This is a genomic window from Polaromonas sp. YR568, from assembly GCF_900116715.1.
In the GTDB taxonomy this organism is placed as follows: Bacteria; Pseudomonadota; Gammaproteobacteria; order Burkholderiales; family Burkholderiaceae_C; genus Polaromonas.
Window position 1 is genome coordinate 118,615 of the sequence record NZ_FPBM01000009.1, and the last position, 22,652, is coordinate 141,266.

Consider the following 22,652-nt stretch of genomic DNA (forward strand, 5'->3'; position numbering starts at 1 on the left):
TCAGGCTCCTGCTTTCTCGGTGATGGTTCGTTTTTCGATGCGTTTTTCGGGGTTCGCATTCAGCACGATGCGGTGCACATAAATCCCCGGCAGATGGATGTCGTCGGGCGCCAGTTCGCCGATCTCGACAACCTTCTCCACCTCAACGATGCAGATCTTGCCGGCCATCGCGGCGGCGGGGTTGAAATTGCGGGCTGTGAGGTTAAAGCGCAGGTTGCCGGACTTGTCAGCTATATGTGCCTTGACCAGGGCCACATCGGGCACCAGCGAGCGCTCCATCACATAGGTCTCACCGTCAAATTCGCGCAATTCCTTGCCATCGGCCACTTGCGTGCCCACGCCGGTCTTGGTGAAAAAGGCCGGGATGCCCGCGCCGCCCGCGCGCAGCTTTTCAGCCAGCGTGCCCTGCGGCGTGAATTCCAGCTCGAGTTCGCCGGCCAGGTACTGGCGCTCGAACTCCTTGTTCTCGCCCACATAGCTGGCAATCATTCTTTTGATCTGCCGCGTGCGCAGCAGCTTGCCCAGGCCGAAGTCATCCACGCCCGCGTTGTTGGAAATCACCGTCAGGTCCTTGACCTGGCTGTCGCGTAGCGCGTCGATCAGCGCTTCGGGGATGCCGCACAAGCCGAAGCCGCCGACAGCCATCAACTGGCCGTCTTTGACGATGCCCTTGAGGGCCTCAGCGGCGGAGGGAAATAGTTTCTTCACAAAGAGTCTCCTGGTGTCATCGGGCAGTCAGGGTCTGCTACCCGCCATCCATTACGATACTACTTATTAAATTACGTAGTTTTCCGTAAAGGTAAGTACTGTGGAAGTGGATTACCAGCTCGCATTCGATCTGGCACCCGTTGGCTTGGTGCTGTCACGCAACCGTTCCATTGTGGACTGCAACCAGCATTTGTGCGAGATGTTTGGCGCCACGCGCGAGCAGCTCGCCGGCCAGTCCTTCCTGATTCTTTACCCCAGTGTGGACGAATACGAGCGCATAGGCGCGCGCATGATCCCCTTCCTGAACGCCAAGGGACTTTACTCCGACGACCGCATCATGAAACGCGTCGACGGCCGCAACAAGGGCGAGACCTTCTGGTGCCACGTCACCGGCCGGGCGCTCAACCGCAGCGCGCCGCATGAAGCCGGCATCTGGACCTTTGAAGACCTCAGCTCGCGCCGCCCCGTCACCGCCGAACTCACCGCACGCGAACGCGAAGTGGCCGCCCACCTGATGGACGGCATGACCTCCAAGGAAATCGGCCGCGCGCTGGTCATCAGCCACCGCACGGTCGAGATTTACCGAGCGCGGCTGATGCGCAAATACAAGGCATCCACCACAGCCGACCTGGTGCACAAGCTGATGGCCGGTTCCTGAGCCTCCGTTCCAAGGCACCACGAGCAAGGTTTTTGCAACAGGGACAAAATCAGTTCCGGCGTTTATGCCTCGGCCTTCCAGGCCATCCCGGCCATCCCGCCGAAACCACCCACCCCTCACGAGAACCCCCATGCCACTGACGCTGTACCAAGCCTCCATCCCCGTCTTTATCCGCGGCTTTACCAACCTGTCTGCCGTGCTTGAAAAAGCCAAGGCCCACGCCGCAGCCAACAACATCGACCTGGCCACCTACGTCAACGCCCGTCTGGCGCCCGACATGTACCCGCTCTCGGGCCAGGTTCAGAGCGCAAGCGACGCCGCCAAATTCGCCGCCGCGCGCCTGGCGGCCATCACCGCGCCCAGCTTTGCCGACACCGAAACCACGTTTGACGAGTTGCAGGCCCGCATCGCCAAGACGCTGGACTTCCTCAAGACCGTGAGCGAGGAACAAATCAACGCCCGTGCAGGCGGCCAGGTCACGCTGAAAATCCGCGGCAAGGAAATGACTTTCGACTGCGAGCCCTATTTGCTGAACTTCGCGCTGCCCAATTTTTTCTTTCACGTCACCACGGCGTATGACGTGCTGCGCAACCAGGGTGTGCCACTGGGCAAGATGGATTATTTGGGTAGCTTCTGAACGCATGCACATCCGGCCTTACACCGAGGCGGACTTGTCCGCCGTCGCCCAGCTCTTCACCGACGCGATTCACGGCCTGGCGGTGAGCCACTATGACGAAGTGCAGCGCGCCGCATGGGCGCCGCGCCCGCCCGACCTGAGCCTGTGGGAAAACCGCCTGAAACCGATCAAGGTTCTGGTGGCACAGGAAGAAACGCAGGAAGAAAACCGTGGCGCCCTGCTGGGCTTTATCGGTTACGAGAACAACGGCCATATCGACCTGATGTTCACCTCGCCCGCGGCCGCACGGCGCGGCATTGCGTCACGGCTGCTGGGCCAGGCCGAAGCCGTGCTGCGCGCACTCGAAGTCAAAGAGCTGTTCACCGAGGCCAGCCTGCTGGGCCGGCCGTTTTTTGAGCGCCAGGGCTTCGCGGTGAAGGAAGAGCAGCACATCGAATTGCGCGGTGCGCACTTCCGCCGCTTTGCCATGGTCAAGGCACTCGGCCACGGCAAGGCTTAAGGGCTTCCTCAGGACGCGCCGGGCTCGGGCGCCGGCTCGTGCCGAATGGTTTCGCGGTCGCGGTGGTGGTCGCGCAGTTTGCCCAGGGTGTGATCCAGCACGCGTTTGAGTTTGTCGCTGGCGCCGCGAAATGCCAGGTCCTGGTTGGGCGCGTTGTGGTTGACGGCCAGCGGCTCATGGTGCGCCAGCCGCGCTTCCATCACGCAGCGCTTTTGCTCAAGGCCGGCCTTGTCGCTGTTCTCGTCGCTCATGTGTACTTCAATGCGGGTGATGTCGCCCTTGAAGCGGCTCAATGATTCATGGAGTTCGGTGCTGGCCCAGCGCTCAAAAGATTCGCCGGTGTGCAGGGTGTTCTTGGAATTGACCTGGACTTGCATGGGGAGTTTTCCTTTCAGGGTTGGCAGCGCGCGGGCCTGCGGGCCGGGCTGCTTGCCACCAGGGCGGTGGCTTGAAAATTCATTGTGCGCGCGATCGGGAGGAAGCCGTGTAGTCCTGAACGCAACCCTGAAGTAAGGGCGGTCTTCAGCGTTCAGCTTGCGCGCCGTCACAAAGCGTCGCAGACTGTTTCATTAAGCCCTGGACAGTGCCGCGCAGCGTTCAGCAATGAACTCGCGCAGCAGCCGCAAACCCGGCGTGAGCTGCCTGCGCCCAGGCAGCACCATATAGATGGGCGAGGCCTCGGTCTGCCACTCAGTGCATAGCGCCACCAGCCGGCCCGCGGCCAGGTCTGCCGCCACATCCAGCCCCGACTTGTAGATAACCCCCCGGCCGGCCAATGCCCACAGGCGCACCACATCGCCGTCGTTGGCGATATTGCCGCCGCCCACGCGCAGGGCAGCCTCTTCGCCGTCGCGCCAGAAGCGCCAGCGGTCATACACGTCTTCACCCAGCATGAAGCACAGGCAGGCGTGTTGGGCCAAGGCAAGGGGTGTGTCGGGCGCACCGTGCTTTGCCAGGTACGCGGGCGAAGCACACAACACGCGGCGGTTCGTCAGATCGACCGGCAGCGCCAGCATGCTTGAGTCGGGTGGGTCGCCCTGGCGAAAGGCGGCGTCCACCAGGTCGCTGTAGACATTGGTCACGCGGTCCGACAAATGCAGGCGGTACTGGATGCCGGGGTGCAATTGTTGAAACGCCTCCAGCCAGGGCAGCAGCAGGTTGCGGCCGAAGTCCGAAGGCGCAGCCAGTTGCAGCATGCCGCGCACCTGCTGCCGGCCGCTGCTCAGCTCCAGCTGCGCATCACGCAAGGCCGCCAGCGCGGGCCGGCAATGCGCCAGAAACACCTCACCCTCGCGCGTGAGTCGCAGGCTGCGAGTGGAGCGCACGAAAAGCGGCGCCTGCAACTCTTCCTCCAGCCGTTTCAGCGCCGCGCTGGCGGCGGCTGGCGTCAGGTCCAGGCCGCGGGCGGTGGCCGAGAGGCTGCCGGTGTCGACAGTGCGGACAAAGATTTCCAGGTCTTGCAGGGCTTTCATTTACAAATTTTATTTGTAAATACCTTCAATTAAAAGCCTGTTTATCTTCATTTTCAAACTCAATACAGTTCAGGCATCGGTTTTGAATCAATTTTGAGCAAGCCTCCATATCACCACACGCAAAGGAAATCAGACATGAAAGCCATCGGCTACACCCAGGCCCACGCCCTCAACACCGCAGGCCAAAACGGCCTCACCGACATCACCCTGCCCGACCCAACGCCCACCGGCCACGACATCCTGGTGGAGGTCAAAGCGGTGTCTGTGAACCCTGTAGACACGAAGGTGCGAGCCAGCGCGGCCCGCAGCGCCGGCGCCGACTACAAGGTGCTCGGCTATGACGCCAGCGGCATCGTGCGCGCGGTCGGTCCCGAGGTCACGCTGTTCAAGGCGGGCGACAAGGTCTGGTACGCGGGCTCCATCGCCCGGCCCGGCACCAACAGCGAGCTGCACCTGGTCGACGAACGCATCGTGGGCCGCATGCCGCAAACACTGAGCTTTGCCGAAGCCGCCGCCCTGCCGCTGACCAGTATCACCGCCTGGGAAATGCTGTTCGACCGGCTCGGCATCTTGCCGGGCAAAACACCCAACCCGAAAAAGCTGCTGATCATCGGCGCCTCGGGCGGTGTCGGCTCAATCATGACGCAGCTGGCCACCCGCCTGACTTCACTCACCGTGATCGGCACCGCGTCGCGGCCCGAAACCCAGGCCTGGGTAAAAGAACTAGGCGCTCACCACGTCATCGACCACAGCCAGCCGATTGCCGAAGAACTCAAGCGCATCGGCATTCCCGCCGTGGACTACATCGTGAGCCTCACGCAAACCGACAGCCACCTGGCGCAAATCGCCGAAGCCATCGCACCGCAAGGCAAGTTCGGCCTGATCGACGACCCGATGAACTTCGACATCACGCTGTTCAAACGCAAGAGCGCATCCATCCACTGGGAACTGATGTTCACCCGGCCCCTCTTTGGCACGCCCGACATGGTGGCGCAGCACCGGCTGCTCAACGAGGTCGCCCAGCTTGTCGATTCCGGCTTGATCCGCACAACGCTGACGGAGACGTTTGGTGCGATCAATGCGGCCAATTTGCGGCGGGCGCATGGGGTGATTGAGTCTGGGAAGGCTAGAGGGAAGGTTGTGTTGGAAGGTTGGGTTTGAAAGGTCTTTGATCTTTGCCGATCGGGTGGGGTGAGCTGGGGCTGCTGGCCGGGGGTTGCCCGGCCAGCCCCCCTCAGCAGAGGGCGCTAAAGCCGGAACCAGCCCGGACAAGCTAGAGGTTCAACCCGCAATTTTCGCCAACGCCTTAGCCACCCCCGCCCCATAAGCCGGATCAGCCTTAGCGCAATTAGCAATGTGCCGTTCCTGAATAGCCTTGGAAGCCCCCCCAACCGACCGAGCAGTATTCTCAAACAACACCTGCTGCTGCGCCGGCGTCATCAACCGGAACAGATTGCCGGGCTGCGAGTAGTAGTCCTCATCAACCCGGTGATTCCAGTGATCAGCCGCGCCTTCAATCGACAGCGGCGGTTCGGCGAAATCGGGTTGCTCCTGCAAAGCGCCCTTGCTGTTGGGTTCGTAGCCAATTTCCGAGCCGTTGTTGCTGTCCACGCGCATGGCGCCGTCGCGGTGGTTGCTGTGGAAGGGGCACTTGGGTGCATTCACAGGAATCAGGTGGTGGTTCACACCCAGGCGGTAACGCGCCGCGTCGCCATAGCTGAAGAGGCGCGACTGCAGCATCTTGTCGGGTGAGAAGCTGATGCCGGGCACCACATTGGCCGGCGAGAAAGCCAGTTGCTCGACTTCGGCGAAATAGTTTTCGGGGTTGCGGTTCAGTTCCATCACGCCCACATCGATCAGCGGGTAGTCCTTGTGCGGCCAGACCTTGGTCAAATCAAACGGGTTCAGGTGGTAGGTGGCCGCGTCTTTTTCGGGCATGACCTGGATCTTCAGGTTCCAGCGCGGGAAGTCCTTGTTGTCGATGGCGTTCAGCAAGTCTGCCTGGGCGCTTTCACGGTCGCGGCCCACGATCTCGGTGGCTTCGGCGTCGGTAATGTTCTCAATGCCCTGCTGGGTGACGAAGTGGAACTTGACCCAGAAGCGCTCGTTCTTCGCATTGAGGAAACTGAAGGTGTGGCTGCCGAAGCCGTGCATGTGGCGGTACGACTTCGGAATGCCGCGGTCGCTCATCACGATGGTGATCTGGTGCAGCGCCTCGGGCAGCAGTGTCCAGAAGTCCCAGTTGTTTTCGGCGCTGCGCATATTGGTGCGCGGGTCGCGCTTGACGGCGCGGTTTAGGTCGGGAAACTTCAGCGGGTCGCGCAGAAAGAACACCGGCGTGTTGTTGCCCACCATGTCCCAGTTGCCTTCTTCGGTATAAAACTTCACGGCAAAGCCGCGGATGTCGCGCTCGGCATCGGCCGCGCCACGCTCGCCGGCCACGGTCGAAAAGCGGAGCACCAGCTCCGTCTTCTTGCCGACTTGCGAGAAGATTTTGGCCTTGGTGTATTTCGTGATGTCGTGCGTCACGGTGAAGGTGCCGTAAGCGGCCGAGCCCTTGGCATGCATGCGGCGCTCGGGGATCACTTCGCGCGCAAAGTGCGCCAGCTTTTCCAGGTGCCATACGTCCTGCAACAGGACCGGGCCGCGCGGGCCGGCGGTTTGTACGTTCTGGTTGTCGACGACCGGTGCGCCGGCGGCGGTGGTGAGTTTGCTCATGATGGGGCTCCTTTGATCAAATGGGTGGACTGGGCTGGCTGCGTCTCATCAATAGATACGAACTATTGACAGTGAATTGATTGTTGTCAAAAACTATTCATGGCGCAAGGCTTGGCCGATAGTAATTATTCAAAGCGCCGATAGCCGAATACGGCCCAAATTGCAGCCCAAACTACGGCCCACCTAACAGCTTAAATGTCGCGCGCTTGTTTGACGATGCGGTGACCATGGAATCACGACGAACGGTCACCCCGTGACATGCCGCCGCCCGGCTATGCTGGCGGCTTCTATTTCAGGAGCAGTTCAATGGATTCCCAATTCGACAAAGGCCTGGCCACGCGCAAGCAGGTGATGGGCGAGGACTTTGTGGCCAACGCGTTTGGCAAGGCAACCAACTTTTCCATGCCCATCCAGCAGTACATCACCCGCAATGCCTGGGGCGATGTGTGGCAGCGCCCGGGGCTGGACCTGAAAACCCGCAGCATGATCACGGTGGCGATGCTTGCCGCCATGGGCAAGCAGCATGAACTCAAAGGCCATGTGCGCGGCGCGCTCAACAACGGCGTGACGCCCGAACAGCTGCAAGAGGTGTTGCTGCATGCGAGTATTTACTGCGGCCTGCCCGCCGCCGTGGAAGCCTTTCGCACAGCCGCCGAAGTGGTGGATGCGCCCAAACCATGACAGCGATACGCCGCTGCGGGGAGGCCGACTGGCCCGACGTCTGGCCGCTGCTGCGCGCCACCTTTGCCACGGGCGACACCTACACCTTTTCGCCGCAAAGCACCGAAGCCGAGATACACGCCGCCTGGATGGAGGCGCCCCGCGCCACCTATGTGGTGCGCGAAGGCAGCGCCAGCGACGGGCGGGTGCTGGGCACCTACTTCATCAAGCCCAACCAGCCCGGCCAGGGCGCGCATGTCTGCAATTGCGGTTATGTGGTCGCGCCAGAAGCGCAAGGCCAGGGGCTGGCCTCGGCCATGTGTGAGCATTCGCAGCGCGAGGCGCTGGCCATGGGCTTTCTGGCCATGCAGTTCAACATGGTGGTGTCGACGAATGAGCGGGCCGTCAAGCTGTGGCGCAGGCTGGGGTTTGATGTGGTGGGGACGCTACCGGGGGCTTTCCGCCACCAGCGACTGGGTTTGGTGGATGCGTTTGTGATGTTCAAGACTTTAAAAGCGCCTTGAAGCGACTTGAAGCGCCTTGAGCAGTTAAACCTCAGGTACCCCCAAGCCAAATTCAGGTAGCCCTCACCCCGCCCCCATACAGCCAGGGCATGTCCAGCACCCGCGCGCCCAGCATCTTCATCGACACATTGCGCCCCCAGCGGACCACACCATCGGCATGAAATATCTGCCCATTGCGCAGCGCCCTCGCCTGCACACGCGCATTGCGTTGCCAGCGGTTGAGTGCATAGCGCTGCAGCATGGTGGGCACATCAAAGGCCGGGTCCAGCGCCTGGGCCAGGGCGTGGCCCAGCTCGGCGGCGTCTTCAATCGCCATGCCGGCGCCCTGCGCCAGGTAGGGCCGCATCGGGTGGGCAGCATCGCCCAGCAGGGCCACACGGCCCACAGCCTGCTGGTGGGCGCCTTGCATGGGTGGGCGGTCGTGCAGCACCCACAGGCGCCAGCCTTCCACCGCATCGAGCACCTCGCGCAGGGCGGCGGAGCAGCCGGCCGTGGCGGCGGCCAGGTCGGCCGCGTTGGCGCTGTGGTCCCACAGGTCGGCCTCTGCCGGAACTTCGCCTTGCACGATGGCGACGATGTTGAGCCACTCACCGCCGCGCACCGGGTACTGCACCACATGCATGCGTGGGCCCAGCCAGGCGGTAACGTGCTGGCTTCTGAGTAGTTTGGGCAAGCCGGCCTGCGGCACCAGCGCGCGATAAGCCAGGTGGCCGGTGCGCCGCGGCAGGCCGTCGCCCAGCAGTTGCTGGCGCACCATGCTCCACACACCGTCAGCGCCAATCAGCGCATCGCCTTCAATGCCGGGGCCGTCATCGGCTTGCACCATGACGGCCTGCGCGGTCTGGCTGAAGGATTGCAGCGGGCGGCTGAGGTGCAGCTTGACGTCGGCATGCTGTTGCACGGCTTCGAGCAGCAGGCGGTGCAAGTCCGCGCGGTGCAAGGTGGCATAGGGCGCGCCATATCGCTCGGCGATGCTGGCGCCCAGCGGCAACTCGCCCAGTGTCTGGCCTGAAAGCGCACAGCGCACCTGGAGGCGCTCCGGAAACGCGGAGACGATCTGCAAGGCGCCGGCCAGCCCCCAGCCCTGCAACACCTTCACCACGTTGGGGCCAAGCTGGATGCCGGCGCCGGCTTCGCTGAACGCATTGGCACGTTCAAACAGGCGCACATCCCAGCCGGCGCGTGTTGCAGCCAGCGCAGCGGCGAGCCCGCCGATCCCTCCGCCGGCGATCAGAGCCTGCCGAAGCATTAAGCGAGCAACTGCCGCAATACAAACGGCAAGATGCCGCCGTTGCGGTAGTAGTCGACCTCAATCGGTGTATCCACACGCAGGATCACGGTGACCTCTTCACGCGAGCCATCAGCGCGCGTGATAACCAGTTTGGCCTCACTTTGCGGCTTGAGCTCGGGGTGCGGAATTACATCGATGACTTCGGTGCCGGTGAGCTTCAAGGTCTGCCACGACTCGCCCGGCTTGAACTGCAGGGGCAGCACGCCCATGCCCACCAGGTTGCTGCGGTGGATGCGCTCAAAGCTGCGCGCCACCACGGCCTTGATGCCCAGCAGCTGCGTGCCCTTGGCGGCCCAGTCGCGTGAGGAGCCGGTGCCGTATTCCTCGCCGGCAAAGATCACGGTGGGCGTGCCTTGCTCCATGTACTTCATGGCGGCGTCGTAGATGAACATCTTCTCGTTGCCGGGCTGGAACAGCGTCACGCCGCCCTCTTCACGCGAGCCTTCCGCATCCGGCGGAATCATCAGGTTCTTGATGCGCACATTGGCAAAGGTGCCGCGCATCATCACGTCGTGGTTGCCGCGGCGCGCGCCATAGCTGTTGAAATCGGCCTTCTGCACGCCATTGGCCTGCAGCCACAGGCCCGCCGGTGAGCTGGCCTTGATGGAGCCGGCCGGCGAGATGTGGTCGGTGGTGATGGAGTCGGCAAACAGCGCCATGATGCGCGCGCCCTTGACCGACACGCTGCCGGCCTCGCCCGCCTTCATAGTGAAGTCCTTGAAGAAAGGCGGCTCGGCGATATAGGTGCTGGCCGGCCAGGTGTAAGACGTGCCTTTGACGCCCTTGATGTTTTCCCACAGCTTGCCGGGCTCGGTCTTGACCTTGGCGTAGTTGGCGCGGAAGGCCTTGCCGTTCATCGCGTACTTCATGAGCTTGTAGATCTCGTCGCTGGTCGGCCAGATGTCACCCAGGTACACATCCTTGCCGCCCTTGCCTTTGCCGACGGGCTCGGTCATCAGGTCGCGCATCACCGTGCCGGCAATGGCGTAGGCCACTACCAGCGGCGGACTGGCCAAAAAGTTGGCCTTGAGGTTCGGATGGATGCGCGCCTCGAAGTTGCGGTTGCCCGAAAGCACGGCCGCGCAGACCAGGTCGCTCTTGCTGATGGCTTCATTCAGCTCGGGCGTCAGGTCACCGGCGTTGCCGATGCAGGTGGTGCAGCCGTAGCCGGCCAGCGCAAAGCCCAGCTTTTCAAGGTAAGGCAGCAAACCGGTTTCGGTAAGGTACTCGGTCACGATGCGTGAGCCGGGCGCCAGCGAGGTCTTGATGTGCGGCTGCACCTTCAGGCCCGCTTCCACCGCCTTCTTGGCCAGCAGGCCTGCGGCCAGCAGCACGCTGGGGTTGGAGGTGTTGGTGCAGCTGGTGATGGCGGCGATCAGCACATCGCCATTGCCGACCGTGATGCCGGGCGCCGAATGCACCACCTCGGTCTGCGCCGTGGCGGGTGCGTCGGTGGTATTGCTGGCGCGGGCGTGCGCCAGCGTGGGGCGGTTGCCTTCCATCTCCATCACGGGGCGTGCGGCGCCTGCCGGTGTGGGCGGCGCGGACGGCAGCGTGTCCAGCCGGCCTTCGTCGGTGCGGCGCACCAGGTGGCGGGTATTGAGCATGCCGGCGGGCTGGTTAAAACCGTTCTCGGCTATCGGCTTGCTGAAGAGCGACTTGAACTGGCCGGCGACATTGCCCAGCTCGATGCGGTCTTGCGGGCGCTTGGGGCCGGCCAGGCTGGGCGTGACGTCGCCCAGGTCGAGCTTGACCACATGCGAGTAATCAATCTCGCCGGCCTTGGCCACGCCAAAGAGGCCCTGCGCCTTGAAGTAGGCCTCGAAGGCTTCGATTTCTTCTTTGGTGCGGCCCGTGCCCTTGAAGTAGTCGATGGTTTTTTCATCGACCGGGAAGAAGCCCATGGTGGCGCCGTATTCGGGCGCCATGTTGCCGATGGTGGCGCGGTCGGGCAGCGCCAGTGTGCGCGTGCCTTCGCCGAAGAACTCAACAAACTTGCCGACGACTTTTTCCTTGCGCAGCTGCTCGGTCACGCGCAGCACCAGGTCGGTGGCGGTGACGCCTTCGCGCAGGCGGCCGGTCAGCTCAAAGCCGACCACGTCGGGCGTGAGGAAGTAAACCGGCTGGCCCAGCATGGCGGCTTCGGCCTCGATGCCGCCGCAGCCCCAGGCGACCACGCCGATGCCGTTGATCATGGTGGTGTGGCTGTCGGTGCCGACCAGCGAGTCGGGGTAGTACACGCCGTCTTTGCTTTTGTGCACGCCGCGCGAGAGGTATTCAAGATTGACCTGGTGTACGATGCCGAAGCCCGGCGGCACGACGCCGAAGGTGTCGAAAGCCTGCATGCCCCACTTCATGAATTCGTAGCGCTCGCGGTTGCGCTGGAACTCGAGCTTCATGTTGAGGTCGAGTGAATTCTTCTTGCCGTAGTAGTCGACCATGATGGAGTGGTCGACGACCAGGTCGACCGGCACCAGCGGCTCTATGGCTTTGGGGTTCTTGCCCAGCTTCAGTGCCACGCTGCGCATGGCGGCCAGGTCGGCCAGCAGCGGCACGCCGGTGAAGTCTTGCAGCACCACGCGCGAGACGACAAAAGGGATCTCTTCGCTGCGCTCAGCTTGCGGCAGCCAGTTGGCCAGCTGCGCCACATGTTCGGCCGTGACCTTTTTGCCGTCGCAGTTGCGCAGCACCGACTCAAGCACGATGCGCATGGACACCGGCAGGCGGGCGACTTTGGGGAATTGTTTGGCGAGCGCCGGCAGAGAGTAGAACTTGCCGGTTTTGCCGGAGGCGGTCTTGAAGCTTTTGAGCGTGGAGGAAAAAGCGTGGGGAGGCGGTTTGGCCATGGCGGACTCCTTTTTATTGACAGCAGCCCCCATTCTGGCAGGCACTGCGGCCCCGTGGGGGGCCGCGCCCGCATACCCTGCCCTCCTGCCCAGTCTTGTGCCCTCTTTTGCTTACCAGGCGGGCTGGGGCGCCGCGCGGCGCAGGCCGAAGTACTGCAGCTCGGCCAGCATCGCCACCGTCAGCGCCTGCACCACTACGTAAGCCACGCCCAGCATGGAAGGCGACACGCTGCCGCTGACCAGCAGCAGCACGCAGGCCAGCGCCCAGCCTATGTTGCCGGCCACCAGCGCCCAGATGACGGGCCGCGGCAAGGGATTACGCGTTGAAACAAACGCAACGACGGCCGCATAGACCAGCAAAAACTCGCCGGTGTAGGCAATCAAGGCCTCGGGCAGGTTCAAGAGGCGCGCCATGGCGGCCGGAAAAGCGACCTGCAACACGCCGCAGGCAATGCAGGACAGCGCGTCCACACGCAGCACATTGCGCAGGAAGTTGGGGGAAGAGAGGATGGAACTCGAAGACATGGCAAAACTCCTGAAGTAGCAGCCGGGGATGTTGGTCAGCGCGCCGGGCCGCCGGGTCGGTGCGCATGGGGGTCATCATTCCCGCGCAACAGCCGCCCGTCGATAACCTGCCAGGTAATGGAAAACCGGCCGCATGGCTTTACGATGGCATCCATGACCGCCAGCACCCACCACCCCAGCCGCCCCACGCCGCGCAGCGCGCCCCAGCCTTTTGGCGACCACCTGCGCCACTGGCGCCAGCACCGGCGCCTGAGCCAGCTCGATTTGGCCCAGGAGGCTGACATCTCGACGCGCCATTTGAGTTTTGTGGAAACGGGCCGCTCAGTACCCAGCCGCGAGATGGTGCTGCGGCTGTCCGAGCGGCTGGACATTCCGCTGCGCGAGCGCAATGCGCTGCTGGTGGCCGCCGGCTACGCACCCATGTACCGCGAGCGCCCGCTGAACGACCCGGCGCTGGATTCGGCCCGGCAAGCGGTGGAGCTGCTGCTCAAAAGCCATGAGCCCTACCCCGCCCTGGCGCTGGACCGCCACTGGAACATAGTCGCCACCAACCGCATGGTGCCGCACCTGCTGGCGGGCGCCGACCCCTCGCTGCTGGAAGCGCCCGTCAACGTGCTGCGCCTGAGCCTGCACCCCAAGGGCCTGGCACCACGCATCGCCAACCTGATGCAGTGGCGCGACCATTTGTTTGAGCGCCTGCGCCAGCAGATCACCGCCACGGCCGACCCGGCGCTGGTGGCGCTGCTGGAAGAGCTGAAGGCCTACCCCGTGCCGGAAGAAGCGAAAGGCCCCAACCTGGAGGGTGAACACCCGGGCGTGGTGATGCCCTTCAAGTTCAACACGCCTTCAGGCGTTTTGAGCTTTATCAGCACCACCACCATCTTCGGCTCGCCGGTAGATGTGACGCTGCAGGAGCTGGCGATGGAGACGTTTTTCCCGGCGGATGATTTCACGCGCCAGGCCTTGCATGCGCTGGCGGCGCAGGGTTAAACGCCCAGAGGCTTAAAGCTCAACAATCGTTTTAAAGCCGCCCCAGATCATCCGTTGCCCGTCGAAGGGCAAGTCCTTCGGGTCCATCATGGCTTCCAGGCGCGGGTCGGCCATGACTTTTTTGTTGATGCTGTCGCGCTGCTTGCGCGATTTGTAGGTGATCCACGAGAACACCACCACCTCGTCTTTTTTGAGCTTGACGCTTTGCGGGAAGGAGGTGACCTTGCCGGGCTGCACGTCGTCGGCGACGCATTCGGTGTATTCGAGCGCGCCGTATTCCTTCCAGAGCTTGCCGGCCTTGCTGGACAGCTTGCGGTAGGCGTCCAGTTTCTTGGCGGGAACGGCGACGATGAATCCATCTACATAACGGGCCATGGGGAAATCTCCTTGCTTGGGCGAATCAATCAAAAACCAGAAAACCCGGATGAAGGCGGACGGCGTGTCCGCAACCGTCCGGGCTGCGAAGTTGGCTGCTTTCGGGTTGTTGTTGGCCTGTGTCTGGTCTCTTTTGGCCTGTTTTGGCTTGATGGGCAGCTTGTGTACAGCGTACACAACATCTTTGGAAAAAGACAGAGCGGCGTTTGAAAAGAGGTAACAAAGCTTGTCGCGGCCCTGTTTTGCCGGTGAAGCGGTGAAACGGCGCCGAGGCGGATGCCGTAGCAGCAAGAGGGCCTGGCAGGCAGATTGCCAGGTTTGCCGCGCTGGCGGGGACCATGAATCGCTATCTTTTTAGTAGCTGCTTACTCAATTCCCATGCGGGTTCTGGCTATTTTTGATGGGTGAAAAAGGGCTTTTTTGAGGCTTTTCAGGCTCCGGCTCAGCCCGCAAACACATGCGCCTGCCCGGCCACCGTGATGCGCACCATGGCGCCCGGCGCCGGCGCATGCATACCCGTGCTGTGCACCAGCAGCGGCGAGTCCGCCCCGTCGCCGACGGAGGCCGCCTGCCGCAGCAGCCGCACCGACAGCACGCAGACCGAGCCGCCAAAGTCGGTGTCGGTGACCGCGCCATAGCACCCGTCTGCCTGCGAGCCGTGCGCCGCCGTTTCGACGGGCACCTCAGCCACCTGCAGTTGCTCGGGCCGCAGCATGATCTGCGCCGCGCCCTGGCGTGCGGGGTCGTTGACGGCAATGCGGCCCAGCGCGCAGTCGGCCCAGCCGCCAGCCAGTTGGGCGGGCAGCACGATGCTGTCGCCCAGAAAGCCAGCCACTGCCGCATCGCGCGGGCGCAAATACAAATCGAGCGGGCGGCCAGCCTGCACCAGCAGCCCGCCGCGCATCACGGCCACCTGGTCGGCGAATGACAAAGCCTCGGCCTGGTCGTGCGTGACGAGAATGGTGGTGATGCCCGCCGCGCCCAGCAGCTGCGCCACCGCTTTGCGGGTGCTGGCGCGCAGGCCGGTGTCCAGTGCTGAAAAGGGTTCGTCCAGCAGCATCAGCCTGGGCCGCTGGGCAAGGGCACGCGCCAGCGCCACGCGCTGCTGCTGCCCGCCCGAGAGCTCATGCGGGCGGCGCGCCAGCATGGCGGTGTCCAGCGCGACCATGTCCATCAGCTCGGCGATGCGTTCGGCGCGCTTGGGCGTATTGCGCGGCAAGCCGAAGCCGACATTGCCTTCAATCGTGAGGTGCGGAAAAAGCGCGCCGTCTTGCGGCACATAACCGATGCCGCGTTCATGCGCGGGCACGGCGTCGGGGCCGTCGGCCAGTTGCCGCCCGCCCAGGGTGACGCGGCCGGCGTCGGGCGCCTCAAAGCCGGCAATGATGCGCAGCAGCGTGGTCTTGCCCGAGCCCGAGGGGCCGACGATGGCGGTGCGGCTGCCGGGCGCGACGCTCAGGTCCACGCCGCCCAGCGCCTGCACGGCGCCGTATTGCTTGCGGATGGCCTGCAGTTCAAGAGATGTGGTCATAAGCTGTCATAAATCGTCATGGCGTCATCGTCCCGCCGTGCGTTTGGATTGTTGGTAAAGCAGCCAGGTCATGGGCAGCGAGAGCAGCACCATGATGAGCGCATAGGGCGCGGCAGCGGCGTAGTCGATCTCGCTGCTGTAGGCCCAGAAAGAAGTCGCCAGCGTGCGCGTGCCGTTGGGCGCGAGCATCAGTGTGGCGGTGAGTTCGTTGGTAATGCCCAGGCCCACCAGCGCCGCGCCGGCCGCCGCACTGGGCGCGGCCAGCCGCATGGTGATGGCCCAGAGCGCCTGCGCGGGCGTGCGGCCCAGGCTGCGCGCGGCCTGCTCCAGCTCGACCGGCGCCTGCGCGATGCCGGCACGCAGGCTGATCAGCGCGCGCGGCAAAAACATCAGCAAATACGCCAGCAGTACAGTGACGGCCGTCTGGTAAATCGGCAGCCGCACCGTGACCGTGACAAGCGCCAGCGCCACCACCACACCGGGCAGCGAGCCGACCATGTAGTTGCAGGCCTCCAGCACGCGCTGCAGGCGGCCAGGCGATCGTATCGACAGCCAGGCCATGGGCACCGCAGCCACGGTGGTCAGCAGCGCACCGGCCACGGCCAGCCCCAGGGTCTGGAAAAGCGCCGGGCCGAGTTCATCAAAGCGCCAGACCGCCGCGCCGCCGGCCACCAGCCAGCGCACCAGCGTGACCAGCGGCACACCCAGCGCCAGCACACAAAGCACCGTAGGCAGCAGCAAACCCCAGACAGTGAAGCGGCCCAGGCTGCGTTTAAAAGGCATGCGCGCCGCGCCGGAACCGACGCGCGCATAACGCTCTTTGCCGCGCGCAAGCGACTCCAGCCCCAGCAGCGCAAAGCAGCACACCACCAGCACGCCCGAGAGCATATTGGCGGCGGGCCCGTTGTAGGTGGACTGGAACTGGTCGACGATGGCGGTGGTGAAGGTGTCGAAACGGATCATCACGTAAAGGCCGTATTCGGCCAGCAAGTGAAGCCCCACCAGCAGCGAGCCGCCGCACACCGCCAGCCGCAGCTGCGGCAGCACGACACGGAAGAACACCGCCCAGGGCCCCAGGCCCAGTGAGGCGGCGCTGTCTTCCATGCCCGGGTCCAGCCGGCGCAGGGCTGCGGCCACCGGCAAATACAAAAACGGAAAGTAGGCGATGACCGAGACCATCACGCCGGCGGGCAGGCCGTGCAGGCTGGGCGCGACCGTCATCCACGCATAACTCTGCACAAAGGCCGGCACCGCGAGTGGCGCCACCAGCAGCCAGGCCCAGGTGCGCGCGCCGGGCAGGTCGCTGCGTTCAGTCAACCAGGCCAGCGCCACGGCCAGCACCGCGCACAGCGGCACCGTCAGCACCACCAGCAAGGCGGTGTTGACCAGCAACTCGCCGACGCGCGGCCGGAAGATCAAGGCAGAGGCCGTCTCCCAGCCGGTTTGCACGCCGACCCAGAGGACAAAACCCAGCGGCAGCAAGGCCAGCAGCGCGACGACAAGCGCCGCAGCGCCCACCCATGACAGGCGCCAGCCGCCGGGCCCTGCAGCAGGTGACTGCAACAGCGCCGCAGCCGCCGGGTTCAGGGCGGCATCGGCATCAAGGGGCAAGGCGCTCAAAAGGTGTCGGTCCGCAAGTTTGAAACGAAGAGCGGTTTACAGCAGGCCAGCCTGGGTCATCAGGTCGGTGACCTTTTTGCTGTTGAGGTTGGAGGGCTCAACCTTGGGCGCTTGCAGTTCGGCCAAAGGCACCAGCTTGGGGTTGGACTGCACACCGTTGCCGACAGCGTATTCATAAGCGTCGCCGTTCTTCAGGATGTCCTGGCCGCCTTTGCCGGCGATCCATTTCACAAAAGCCTGGGCTTCGGGCTGGTGCTTGCTGGAGGCCAGCACGCCGCCGCCGGAGATGCTCACAAAAGCGCCCGGGTCCTGGTTGCGGAAGTAATGCAGCTGGGCGTTGTTGCTGTTCTCGCCGGTCTTGGCCTGGTCGCCGTAGTAGTAATAGTGGTAAATGATGCCGCCTTCAATCTGGCCGCCGTTGACGGCCTTGAGCACGGTGCCGTTGCCTTTGTAAGGCGTGGCGTTTTCCTTCATGGCCTTGAGCCAGGCAGCGGTGGCGGCTTCGCCCTTGAGCTCGAGCAGCGCGCTCACGATGGCCTGGAAGTCCGCGCCGGAAGGCGATGCGGCCCAACGCCCCTTCCACGCGGGCGTGGCCAGGTCCAGCATGGACTTGGGCAACTGGGCCGGCGTGAGCTTGGCCTTGTTATAGACAAACACGGTGCTGCGCGCGGCGATGCCCGTCCAGCGGCCATGCGCGGGGCGGAAATTGGCAGGCACTTCAGACAGCGTGGCCGCATTCAGCGGCGCGAACAGGCCGGCGCTGTCGACCAGCGCCATGGCGGGCGAATTTTCTGTCAGGAACACATCGGCGGGCGAGGCTTTGCCTTCCTGCACGATCTGGTTGCCCAGCTCGGTGTCGCTGCCGTTGCGCAGGGTGACCTTGACGCCGGTTTCCTTGGTGAAGGCCTCGGCCCAGGCCTTGGTCAGGCTGGCGTGCTGGGCGTTGTAAACCACGATGCCTTCGGCGCTGGGGGTGACGGTTTGAGCGGTAGAGGCCAGAGGGGCGGCCAGCAGGCCAGCCGCCAGCGCTGCGGCGCCGGCCAGGGAGGAGAAAGACAGTTTCATGAAACACCTTTAAAGAGGAATAGGCCAGGTTCGCCCGAACCGGACCGGGCGCGGCGAAGGCCTTAAAGCCTGCGGGGCGCCTGTAAGCAAGCCGTCATTACAAATGCGAATTACTTGCATCTGTATGGTAACCGCTTATGCCGTTTGGTTCCCCTGCCAAGTCAGGGTTTACACAGGATGCGGCCTGCCGCCAGGGCTTGCCGGCGCTGTCGGCACTTGCTGACAGCGGGCTGGGCCGCCCGCTGATTCGCAGCGTGCTGTCTGGTGCTTAGCCTCAAAGGATTGACTTGGCAATAGATTCACCAACACACGGAGTTTTCATGAGCGCAGCAAAATCAGACCACGACACCCTTTGGGCCTTGATCAAGGACATCAAGTTCGGCATGCTGACGCACCGCCATGCCAACGGCATGCTGCACGCGCACCCGCTGACGACCCAGAACCAGTCTATTGACGAAGGCGCGCAGCTGTACTTCTTCATCTCGCGCGCCAGTGAGCTGGCCCAGCGCCTGCAGCAAGACGGCAATGTCAATGTGTCGTACTCGGACCCGGGTGATGACAGCTATGTGTCGCTGTCCGGCCAGGCAGTGATTTCGGATGACCAGGCGAAAAAAGAGGAACTCTGGACGCAGTTGGCGCGCGCCTGGTTTCCGGCCGGCGTGAACGACCCGGACCTCGCCCTGCTGGAAGTGCACATTCACCATGCCGAATACTGGGATGTGAAGGAAAGCAAGATGGTGCAGCTGGCCAAGATGGCGAAGGCCGCGCTGACCGGAGAAACGCCGCCCAGGCTGGGCGAGCACAAAGAACTGCATTTGTCCTGAGCGGGCACAGACCATCATGCCCTTTATCTCCTTCAACAAATCCACCGAACCGGCCGCCCCCGACGACCTGCGCATCAACACCACGGCCGTACTCTACGTAGAAGCCTCGCGCCCCGACCTGGTCGGCCAGACCACCATCCATATGCTGGGCCAGGGCACCACGGTAAATGCCGTCACCGAATCGATAGGCACAGTGGTCTCGTCCATAGGCGGGCTGGTCGCCGTCAAACGCCACTACCTCGCGCCCCCACCCGACGACGGCGCCAGCACGGTCTATGTGCTGCCCGCCAACATCAGCCACATACGCCCCAACCTGCCGCTGTCGCCGGAGTTCTGGTATTTGAAGTTTGTGGATGGGTCGGAACTACGGGTGATGGACCCATTGCCGTCGGACCTGTAGAGCGCTGCACATAAAAAAGCCCTGCTGAAAACAGCAGGGCTTTTTTGTTGTGCTGGCGGCGGTTTATTTGGAGGCCGGTTGCGCCGGGACATAACGCAAAGGCTCATCGCCCACACGCAGGTAGTTCACCACACCCATCACATCGTCGACCAGCCAGACGGCTTTTTCAAGCGCCTCGGATTGTTCGCGCGTCTTCACGCAGCCTTTGAGAAAGACCAGGCGCCGCTCGCCCTGCACCCACACACTGGTGTCGTCGAAACGTCCGTCGAGCTTGATGTACTGCGACACACGCGGGATGATCTCCTGGTCGTACCAGTAGGAGTTGGCCAGGCGGCAACGCCCCACGCGGTAGCAACTGCCGCCGTGCTGCGCCCGCACATGGGCCGCGTCGCGCACTTCCTGCTCGGTGTAAAGCGGCCCCTCAGGCACAGGGCACGGGTTGATCGCCGATGTGACCTGGAGGAAGGGGTCGTTGAAGGCGTTGGTGCGTGCTTCCTGGGCTTGAGCGTGAGCGCCTGCACCGGCGACCAAAAAAAACGCAAAAAAAAGGAAGGAAAGAAGTGACGGTTTCTTCATCACTTCATCCTTCCATTTCACCCGGCGGCTGTCAAGCCGCCGGCGGGGTGTCCACTTACGCGGCCACGCCGTCCTTCACGGTGTCGGCCATATCGGTGTAGTCCTTGACCTTGTCGAAGTTGAGGTACTGGTAGACGGTGCCGCTGGCAGCCGTAAGCACGCCCATGTCGGCCATGTATTCGGCCTTGGTGGGGATGCGGCCCAGCTTGGAGCAGATCGCGGCCAGTTCGGCGGAGCCGAGGTAGACGTTGGAGTTCTTGCCCAGGCGGTTGGGGAAGTTGCGGGTGGAGGTGGAGAACACCGTGGCGCCCTCTTTCACCTGCGCCTGGTTGCCCATGCACAGGCTGCAGCCCGGCATTTCCATGCGGGCGCCGGCCGAGCCGAGCACGCCGTAGTGGCCTTCTTCGGTCAGTTGCTTGGCGTCCATCTTGGTGGGCGGCGCCATCCACAGCTTGACGGGAATGTCGCGCTTGTTTTCGAGCAGCTTGGAGGCTGCGCGGAAGTGGCCGATATTGGTCATGCAGCTGCCAATGAAGACTTCATCGATCTTGCTGCCGGCGACTTCGCTGAGCGTCTTCACGTCGTCAGGGTCGTTCGGGCAGGCCACGATAGGCTCGTGGATGTCGGCCAGATCGATCTCGATGACGGCGGCGTATTCGGCATCCGCGTCGCCCTTGAGCAACTGGGGGTCGGCCAGCCAGGCTTCCATGGCGGCGATGCGGCGCTTGATGGTGCGCACGTCCGAGTAACCCGTGGCGATCATCCACTTCAGCATCGTGATGTTGCTGTTGATGTACTCGATGATGGGTTCCTTGTTCAGGTGCACCGTGCAGCCGCCGGCAGAACGCTCTGCGGACGCGTCGGAGAGTTCGAACGCCTGCTCGACCTTCAGGTCTGGCAAGCCTTCGATCTCCAGGATGCGGCCCGAGAAGATGTTCTTCTTGCCTTGTTTGGCGACGGTCAACAGGCCGGCCTTGATGGCGTAGAGCGGGATCGCGTTGACCAGGTCACGCAGCGTGATGCCGGGCTGCATTTCGCCCTTGAAGCGCACCAGCACGGATTCAGGCATGTCCAGCGGCATCACGCCGGTGGCGGCGCCGAAAGCCACCAGGCCGGAGCCTGCGGGGAAGCTGATGCCGATGGGGAAACGGGTGTGGCTGTCGCCGCCGGTGCCGACGGTGTCGGGCAGCAGCATGCGGTTGAGCCAGCTGTGGATGATGCCGTCGCCCGGACGCAGCGAAATGCCGCCGCGCGTGCTGATGAAGTCTGGCAGCTCGTGGTGCATCTTCACGTCGACGGGCTTGGGATAAGCCGCGGTGTGGCAGAAGGACTGCATGACCAGGTCGGAGCTGAAGCCCAGGCAGGCCAGGTCTTTCAGTTCGTCGCGCGTCATCGGGCCGGTGGTGTCTTGCGAGCCGACCGAGGTCATCTTGGGTTCGCAATACGTGCCGGGGCGCACGCCCTGGCCTTCTGGCAGGCCAACCGCACGGCCGACCATTTTTTGCGCCAGCGTGAAGCCGCGGCCGTTGTCTGCCGGGCTGACCGGCAGGCGGAACTGGGTGGACAGCGGCAGGCCCAGCGCAAAGCGCGCCTTGGCGGTAAGGCCGCGGCCGACGATCAATGGAATGCGGCCGCCGGCGCGCACTTCGTCAAACAGCACATCGCTTTTCAGCTTGAACTCGGCAACGACCTTGCCGTCTTTGAGGGCCTTGCCGTCGTAGGGGCGCAGCTCGATCACGTCGCCCATGGCCATCTGGCTCACGTCGAGTTCGATCGGCAGCGCGCCCGAGTCTTCCATGGTGTTGTAAAAGATCGGGGCGATCTTGCCGCCCAGGCAGACACCGCCAAAGCGCTTGTTGGGCACATAAGGAATGTCCTGGCCCGTCCACCACAGCACGGAGTTGGTGGCCGATTTGCGCGAAGAGCCGGTGCCGACCACGTCGCCCACATAGGCCACGAGGTTGCCCTTGGCTTTCAGTTCTTCAATGAACTTGACCGGGCCGCGCTTGCCGTCTTCTTCGGGTGTGACGCCGGGGCGTGCGTTCTTGTGCATCGCAATGGCGTGCAGCGGGATGTCGGGGCGGCTCCAGGCGTCGGGCGCGGGCGAGAGGTCGTCGGTGTTGATTTCGCCGGCGACCTTGAAGATGGTGAGCTGGATGGACTCGGGCACTTCAGGGCGGCTGGTGAACCATTCGGCGTCAGCCCAGCTTTGCAGCACGGCCTTGGCGTATTTGTTGCCCTTGGCGGCTTTTTCCTGCACGTCGTGGAACTGGTCGAACATCAGCAGCGTGTGCTTCAGGCCGTTAGCCGCCTGCGTGGCGACGCTGTCTTCGGCGTCGTCGAGCAACTCGACCATGGGGCTGATGTTGTAGCCGCCCAGCATGGTGCCCAGCAACTGCGTGGCTTTTTCGCGCGAGATCAGCGCGCACTTTTCAGTGCCGTGGGCCACGGCGGCCAGGTAGCTGGCCTTGACCTTGGCGGCGTCATCCACACCGGCGGGAACGCGGTGGGTGATGAGCTCGACCAGGAAGGCTTCTTCGCCCTTGGGCGGGTTCTTCAGCAATTCGATGACTTCACCGGTTTGCTTGGCCGACAGCGGCAGCGGCGGGATACCCGTGACGGCGCGCTCAGCGACGTGGTTGCGGTAGGTTTGCAAGAACTCGGATGACATGCTGTTTTCTCCTGTATTCAAAAATCGTGGGGCTTAAAACTTTGGGGTGATTCTTTGGGGTG

General features: G+C 63.5%; 22 protein-coding genes. 9 read left to right on the forward strand and 13 right to left on the reverse strand.

Annotated elements, in window-relative coordinates; genetic code table 11:
• A complete protein-coding gene (locus BM408_RS17935; RefSeq protein WP_092131543.1) occupies positions 1-708 on the reverse strand; it encodes a CoA transferase subunit A in 708 nt (235 codons plus the stop codon).
• A 100-nt stretch (positions 709-808) separates the two neighbouring features.
• Between BM408_RS17935 and BM408_RS17940 the strand changes: the two genes are divergently transcribed.
• The 3 genes from BM408_RS17940 (at position 809) to BM408_RS17950 (ending at position 2,502) form a co-directional block, all read left to right on the forward strand.
• On the forward strand, positions 809-1,366 hold the full coding sequence (locus tag BM408_RS17940; RefSeq protein WP_092131544.1) for a PAS and helix-turn-helix domain-containing protein: 558 nt from the start codon (positions 809-811) through the stop codon (positions 1,364-1,366).
• A gap of 130 nt (positions 1,367-1,496) precedes the next feature.
• Positions 1,497-2,003, forward strand: coding sequence for a DUF1993 domain-containing protein (locus BM408_RS17945; RefSeq protein ID WP_092131546.1), 507 nt, complete (start codon positions 1,497-1,499; stop codon positions 2,001-2,003).
• A 4-nt stretch (positions 2,004-2,007) separates the two neighbouring features.
• The gene (locus BM408_RS17950; RefSeq protein ID WP_092131548.1) at positions 2,008-2,502 is read left to right on the forward strand and encodes a GNAT family N-acetyltransferase; all 495 of its coding nucleotides are present in this window, start codon (positions 2,008-2,010) and stop codon (positions 2,500-2,502) included.
• An 8-nt stretch (positions 2,503-2,510) separates the two neighbouring features.
• Here BM408_RS17950 and BM408_RS17955 read toward each other — a convergent pair whose 3' ends face one another.
• The gene (locus BM408_RS17955) at positions 2,511-2,879 is read right to left on the reverse strand and encodes an HPF/RaiA family ribosome-associated protein (RefSeq protein WP_092131549.1); all 369 of its coding nucleotides are present in this window, start codon (positions 2,877-2,879) and stop codon (positions 2,511-2,513) included.
• A 192-nt stretch (positions 2,880-3,071) separates the two neighbouring features.
• The gene (locus tag BM408_RS17960) at positions 3,072-3,974 is read right to left on the reverse strand and encodes a LysR family transcriptional regulator (protein WP_092131551.1); all 903 of its coding nucleotides are present in this window, start codon (positions 3,972-3,974) and stop codon (positions 3,072-3,074) included.
• Between the two features lie 135 nt (positions 3,975-4,109).
• Between BM408_RS17960 and BM408_RS17965 the strand changes: the two genes are divergently transcribed.
• Positions 4,110-5,135 carry a zinc-binding alcohol dehydrogenase family protein gene (locus BM408_RS17965; protein ID WP_092131552.1) on the forward strand — a complete coding sequence of 342 codons (1,026 nt, stop codon included), beginning with the start codon at positions 4,110-4,112 and terminating at the stop codon, positions 5,133-5,135.
• Positions 5,136-5,255: 120 nt separating this feature from the next.
• On the opposite strand, the gene BM408_RS17970 is transcribed toward BM408_RS17965, so the two are convergent.
• Entirely contained in the window at positions 5,256-6,692 is a 1,437-nt protein-coding gene (locus tag BM408_RS17970) for a catalase (protein ID WP_092131554.1), read from the reverse strand.
• 306 nt (positions 6,693-6,998) lie between these two features.
• Between BM408_RS17970 and BM408_RS17975 the strand changes: the two genes are divergently transcribed.
• On the forward strand, positions 6,999-7,373 hold the full coding sequence (locus BM408_RS17975; protein WP_092131555.1) for a carboxymuconolactone decarboxylase family protein: 375 nt from the start codon (positions 6,999-7,001) through the stop codon (positions 7,371-7,373).
• Complete coding sequence (locus BM408_RS17980; protein ID WP_092131557.1) at positions 7,370-7,876, forward strand: GNAT family N-acetyltransferase; 507 nt, start codon at positions 7,370-7,372, stop codon at positions 7,874-7,876. Before BM408_RS17975 ends, BM408_RS17980 begins: the two co-directional genes overlap by 4 nt.
• A 52-nt stretch (positions 7,877-7,928) precedes the next feature.
• Here BM408_RS17980 and BM408_RS17985 read toward each other — a convergent pair whose 3' ends face one another.
• The 3 genes from BM408_RS17985 to BM408_RS17995 all read right to left on the reverse strand — a co-directional run bounded on the left by BM408_RS17985 (position 7,929) and on the right by BM408_RS17995 (position 12,538).
• Complete coding sequence (locus tag BM408_RS17985; protein ID WP_092131559.1) at positions 7,929-9,125, reverse strand: FAD-dependent monooxygenase; 1,197 nt, start codon at positions 9,123-9,125, stop codon at positions 7,929-7,931.
• The gene (locus BM408_RS17990; RefSeq protein WP_175541838.1) at positions 9,125-12,013 is read right to left on the reverse strand and encodes an aconitate hydratase; all 2,889 of its coding nucleotides are present in this window, start codon (positions 12,011-12,013) and stop codon (positions 9,125-9,127) included. The genes BM408_RS17985 and BM408_RS17990 overlap by 1 nt, the downstream gene beginning before the upstream one ends.
• A gap of 111 nt (positions 12,014-12,124) precedes the next feature.
• Positions 12,125-12,538, reverse strand: coding sequence for a hypothetical protein (locus BM408_RS17995; RefSeq protein ID WP_092131562.1), 414 nt, complete (start codon positions 12,536-12,538; stop codon positions 12,125-12,127).
• Between the two features lie 153 nt (positions 12,539-12,691).
• Here BM408_RS17995 and BM408_RS18000 point away from each other — a divergent pair, with 153 nt between their 5' ends.
• Positions 12,692-13,528: a helix-turn-helix domain-containing protein gene (locus tag BM408_RS18000; RefSeq protein ID WP_092131724.1), complete on the forward strand. Its 837-nt coding sequence runs from the start codon at positions 12,692-12,694 to the stop codon at positions 13,526-13,528.
• A gap of 12 nt (positions 13,529-13,540) precedes the next feature.
• Here the strand turns inward: BM408_RS18000 and BM408_RS18005 are convergent, their stop codons facing one another.
• The 4 genes from BM408_RS18005 to BM408_RS18020 form a co-directional block, all read right to left on the reverse strand.
• Positions 13,541-13,903, reverse strand: a complete 363-nt coding sequence (locus tag BM408_RS18005; RefSeq protein WP_092131726.1) for a DUF1428 domain-containing protein — start codon at positions 13,901-13,903, stop codon at positions 13,541-13,543.
• Positions 13,904-14,345: 442 nt separating this feature from the next.
• Positions 14,346-15,434: an ABC transporter ATP-binding protein gene (locus BM408_RS18010; protein ID WP_092131563.1), complete on the reverse strand. Its 1,089-nt coding sequence runs from the start codon at positions 15,432-15,434 to the stop codon at positions 14,346-14,348.
• Between the two features lie 24 nt (positions 15,435-15,458).
• A complete protein-coding gene (locus BM408_RS18015; RefSeq protein ID WP_092131565.1) occupies positions 15,459-17,054 on the reverse strand; it encodes an ABC transporter permease in 1,596 nt (531 codons plus the stop codon).
• Between the two features lie 36 nt (positions 17,055-17,090).
• Positions 17,091-18,119, reverse strand: coding sequence for an iron ABC transporter substrate-binding protein (locus BM408_RS18020; protein WP_092131566.1), 1,029 nt, complete (start codon positions 18,117-18,119; stop codon positions 17,091-17,093).
• 320 nt (positions 18,120-18,439) lie between these two features.
• Here BM408_RS18020 and BM408_RS18025 point away from each other — a divergent pair, with 320 nt between their 5' ends.
• Positions 18,440-18,943: a pyridoxamine 5'-phosphate oxidase family protein gene (locus tag BM408_RS18025; protein ID WP_092131568.1), complete on the forward strand. Its 504-nt coding sequence runs from the start codon at positions 18,440-18,442 to the stop codon at positions 18,941-18,943.
• 16 nt (positions 18,944-18,959) lie between these two features.
• Complete coding sequence (locus BM408_RS18030) at positions 18,960-19,343, forward strand: hypothetical protein (RefSeq protein WP_092131569.1); 384 nt, start codon at positions 18,960-18,962, stop codon at positions 19,341-19,343.
• A 63-nt stretch (positions 19,344-19,406) separates the two neighbouring features.
• On the opposite strand, the gene BM408_RS18035 is transcribed toward BM408_RS18030, so the two are convergent.
• Together BM408_RS18035 and acnB are read right to left on the reverse strand one after the other, a co-directional pair.
• Complete coding sequence (locus tag BM408_RS18035; protein WP_092131571.1) at positions 19,407-19,919, reverse strand: BON domain-containing protein; 513 nt, start codon at positions 19,917-19,919, stop codon at positions 19,407-19,409.
• Between the two features lie 55 nt (positions 19,920-19,974).
• The gene (acnB, locus tag BM408_RS18040) at positions 19,975-22,590 is read right to left on the reverse strand and encodes a bifunctional aconitate hydratase 2/2-methylisocitrate dehydratase (protein ID WP_092131572.1); all 2,616 of its coding nucleotides are present in this window, start codon (positions 22,588-22,590) and stop codon (positions 19,975-19,977) included.
• Positions 22,591-22,652: the final 62 nt, after the last annotated feature.

Bases quoted from the DNA above. Each gene is read 5' to 3' on its own strand.
- BM408_RS17990 (WP_175541838.1), bottom strand. From the start codon at position 12,013: ATGGCCAAACCGCCTCCCCACGCTTTTTCCTCCACGCTCAAAAGCTTC.
- BM408_RS17960 (WP_092131551.1), bottom strand. From the start codon at position 3,974: ATGAAAGCCCTGCAAGACCTGGAAATCTTTGTCCGCACTGTCGACACC.
- BM408_RS17985 (WP_092131559.1), bottom strand. From the start codon at position 9,125: ATGCTTCGGCAGGCTCTGATCGCCGGCGGAGGGATCGGCGGGCTCGCC.
- BM408_RS17955 (WP_092131549.1), bottom strand. From the start codon at position 2,879: ATGCAAGTCCAGGTCAATTCCAAGAACACCCTGCACACCGGCGAATCT.
- BM408_RS17965 (WP_092131552.1), top strand. From the start codon at position 4,110: ATGAAAGCCATCGGCTACACCCAGGCCCACGCCCTCAACACCGCAGGC.
- BM408_RS17975 (WP_092131555.1), top strand. From the start codon at position 6,999: ATGGATTCCCAATTCGACAAAGGCCTGGCCACGCGCAAGCAGGTGATG.
- BM408_RS18035 (WP_092131571.1), bottom strand. From the start codon at position 19,919: ATGAAGAAACCGTCACTTCTTTCCTTCCTTTTTTTTGCGTTTTTTTTG.
- BM408_RS17945 (WP_092131546.1), top strand. From the start codon at position 1,497: ATGCCACTGACGCTGTACCAAGCCTCCATCCCCGTCTTTATCCGCGGC.
- acnB (WP_092131572.1), bottom strand. From the start codon at position 22,590: ATGTCATCCGAGTTCTTGCAAACCTACCGCAACCACGTCGCTGAGCGC.
- BM408_RS17980 (WP_092131557.1), top strand. From the start codon at position 7,370: ATGACAGCGATACGCCGCTGCGGGGAGGCCGACTGGCCCGACGTCTGG.
- BM408_RS18030 (WP_092131569.1), top strand. From the start codon at position 18,960: ATGCCCTTTATCTCCTTCAACAAATCCACCGAACCGGCCGCCCCCGAC.
- BM408_RS17970 (WP_092131554.1), bottom strand. From the start codon at position 6,692: ATGAGCAAACTCACCACCGCCGCCGGCGCACCGGTCGTCGACAACCAG.
- BM408_RS18020 (WP_092131566.1), bottom strand. From the start codon at position 18,119: ATGAAACTGTCTTTCTCCTCCCTGGCCGGCGCCGCAGCGCTGGCGGCT.
- BM408_RS18005 (WP_092131726.1), bottom strand. From the start codon at position 13,903: ATGGCCCGTTATGTAGATGGATTCATCGTCGCCGTTCCCGCCAAGAAA.
- BM408_RS18000 (WP_092131724.1), top strand. From the start codon at position 12,692: ATGACCGCCAGCACCCACCACCCCAGCCGCCCCACGCCGCGCAGCGCG.
- BM408_RS17995 (WP_092131562.1), bottom strand. From the start codon at position 12,538: ATGTCTTCGAGTTCCATCCTCTCTTCCCCCAACTTCCTGCGCAATGTG.
- BM408_RS17950 (WP_092131548.1), top strand. From the start codon at position 2,008: ATGCACATCCGGCCTTACACCGAGGCGGACTTGTCCGCCGTCGCCCAG.
- BM408_RS18010 (WP_092131563.1), bottom strand. From the start codon at position 15,434: ATGACCACATCTCTTGAACTGCAGGCCATCCGCAAGCAATACGGCGCC.
- BM408_RS18025 (WP_092131568.1), top strand. From the start codon at position 18,440: ATGAGCGCAGCAAAATCAGACCACGACACCCTTTGGGCCTTGATCAAG.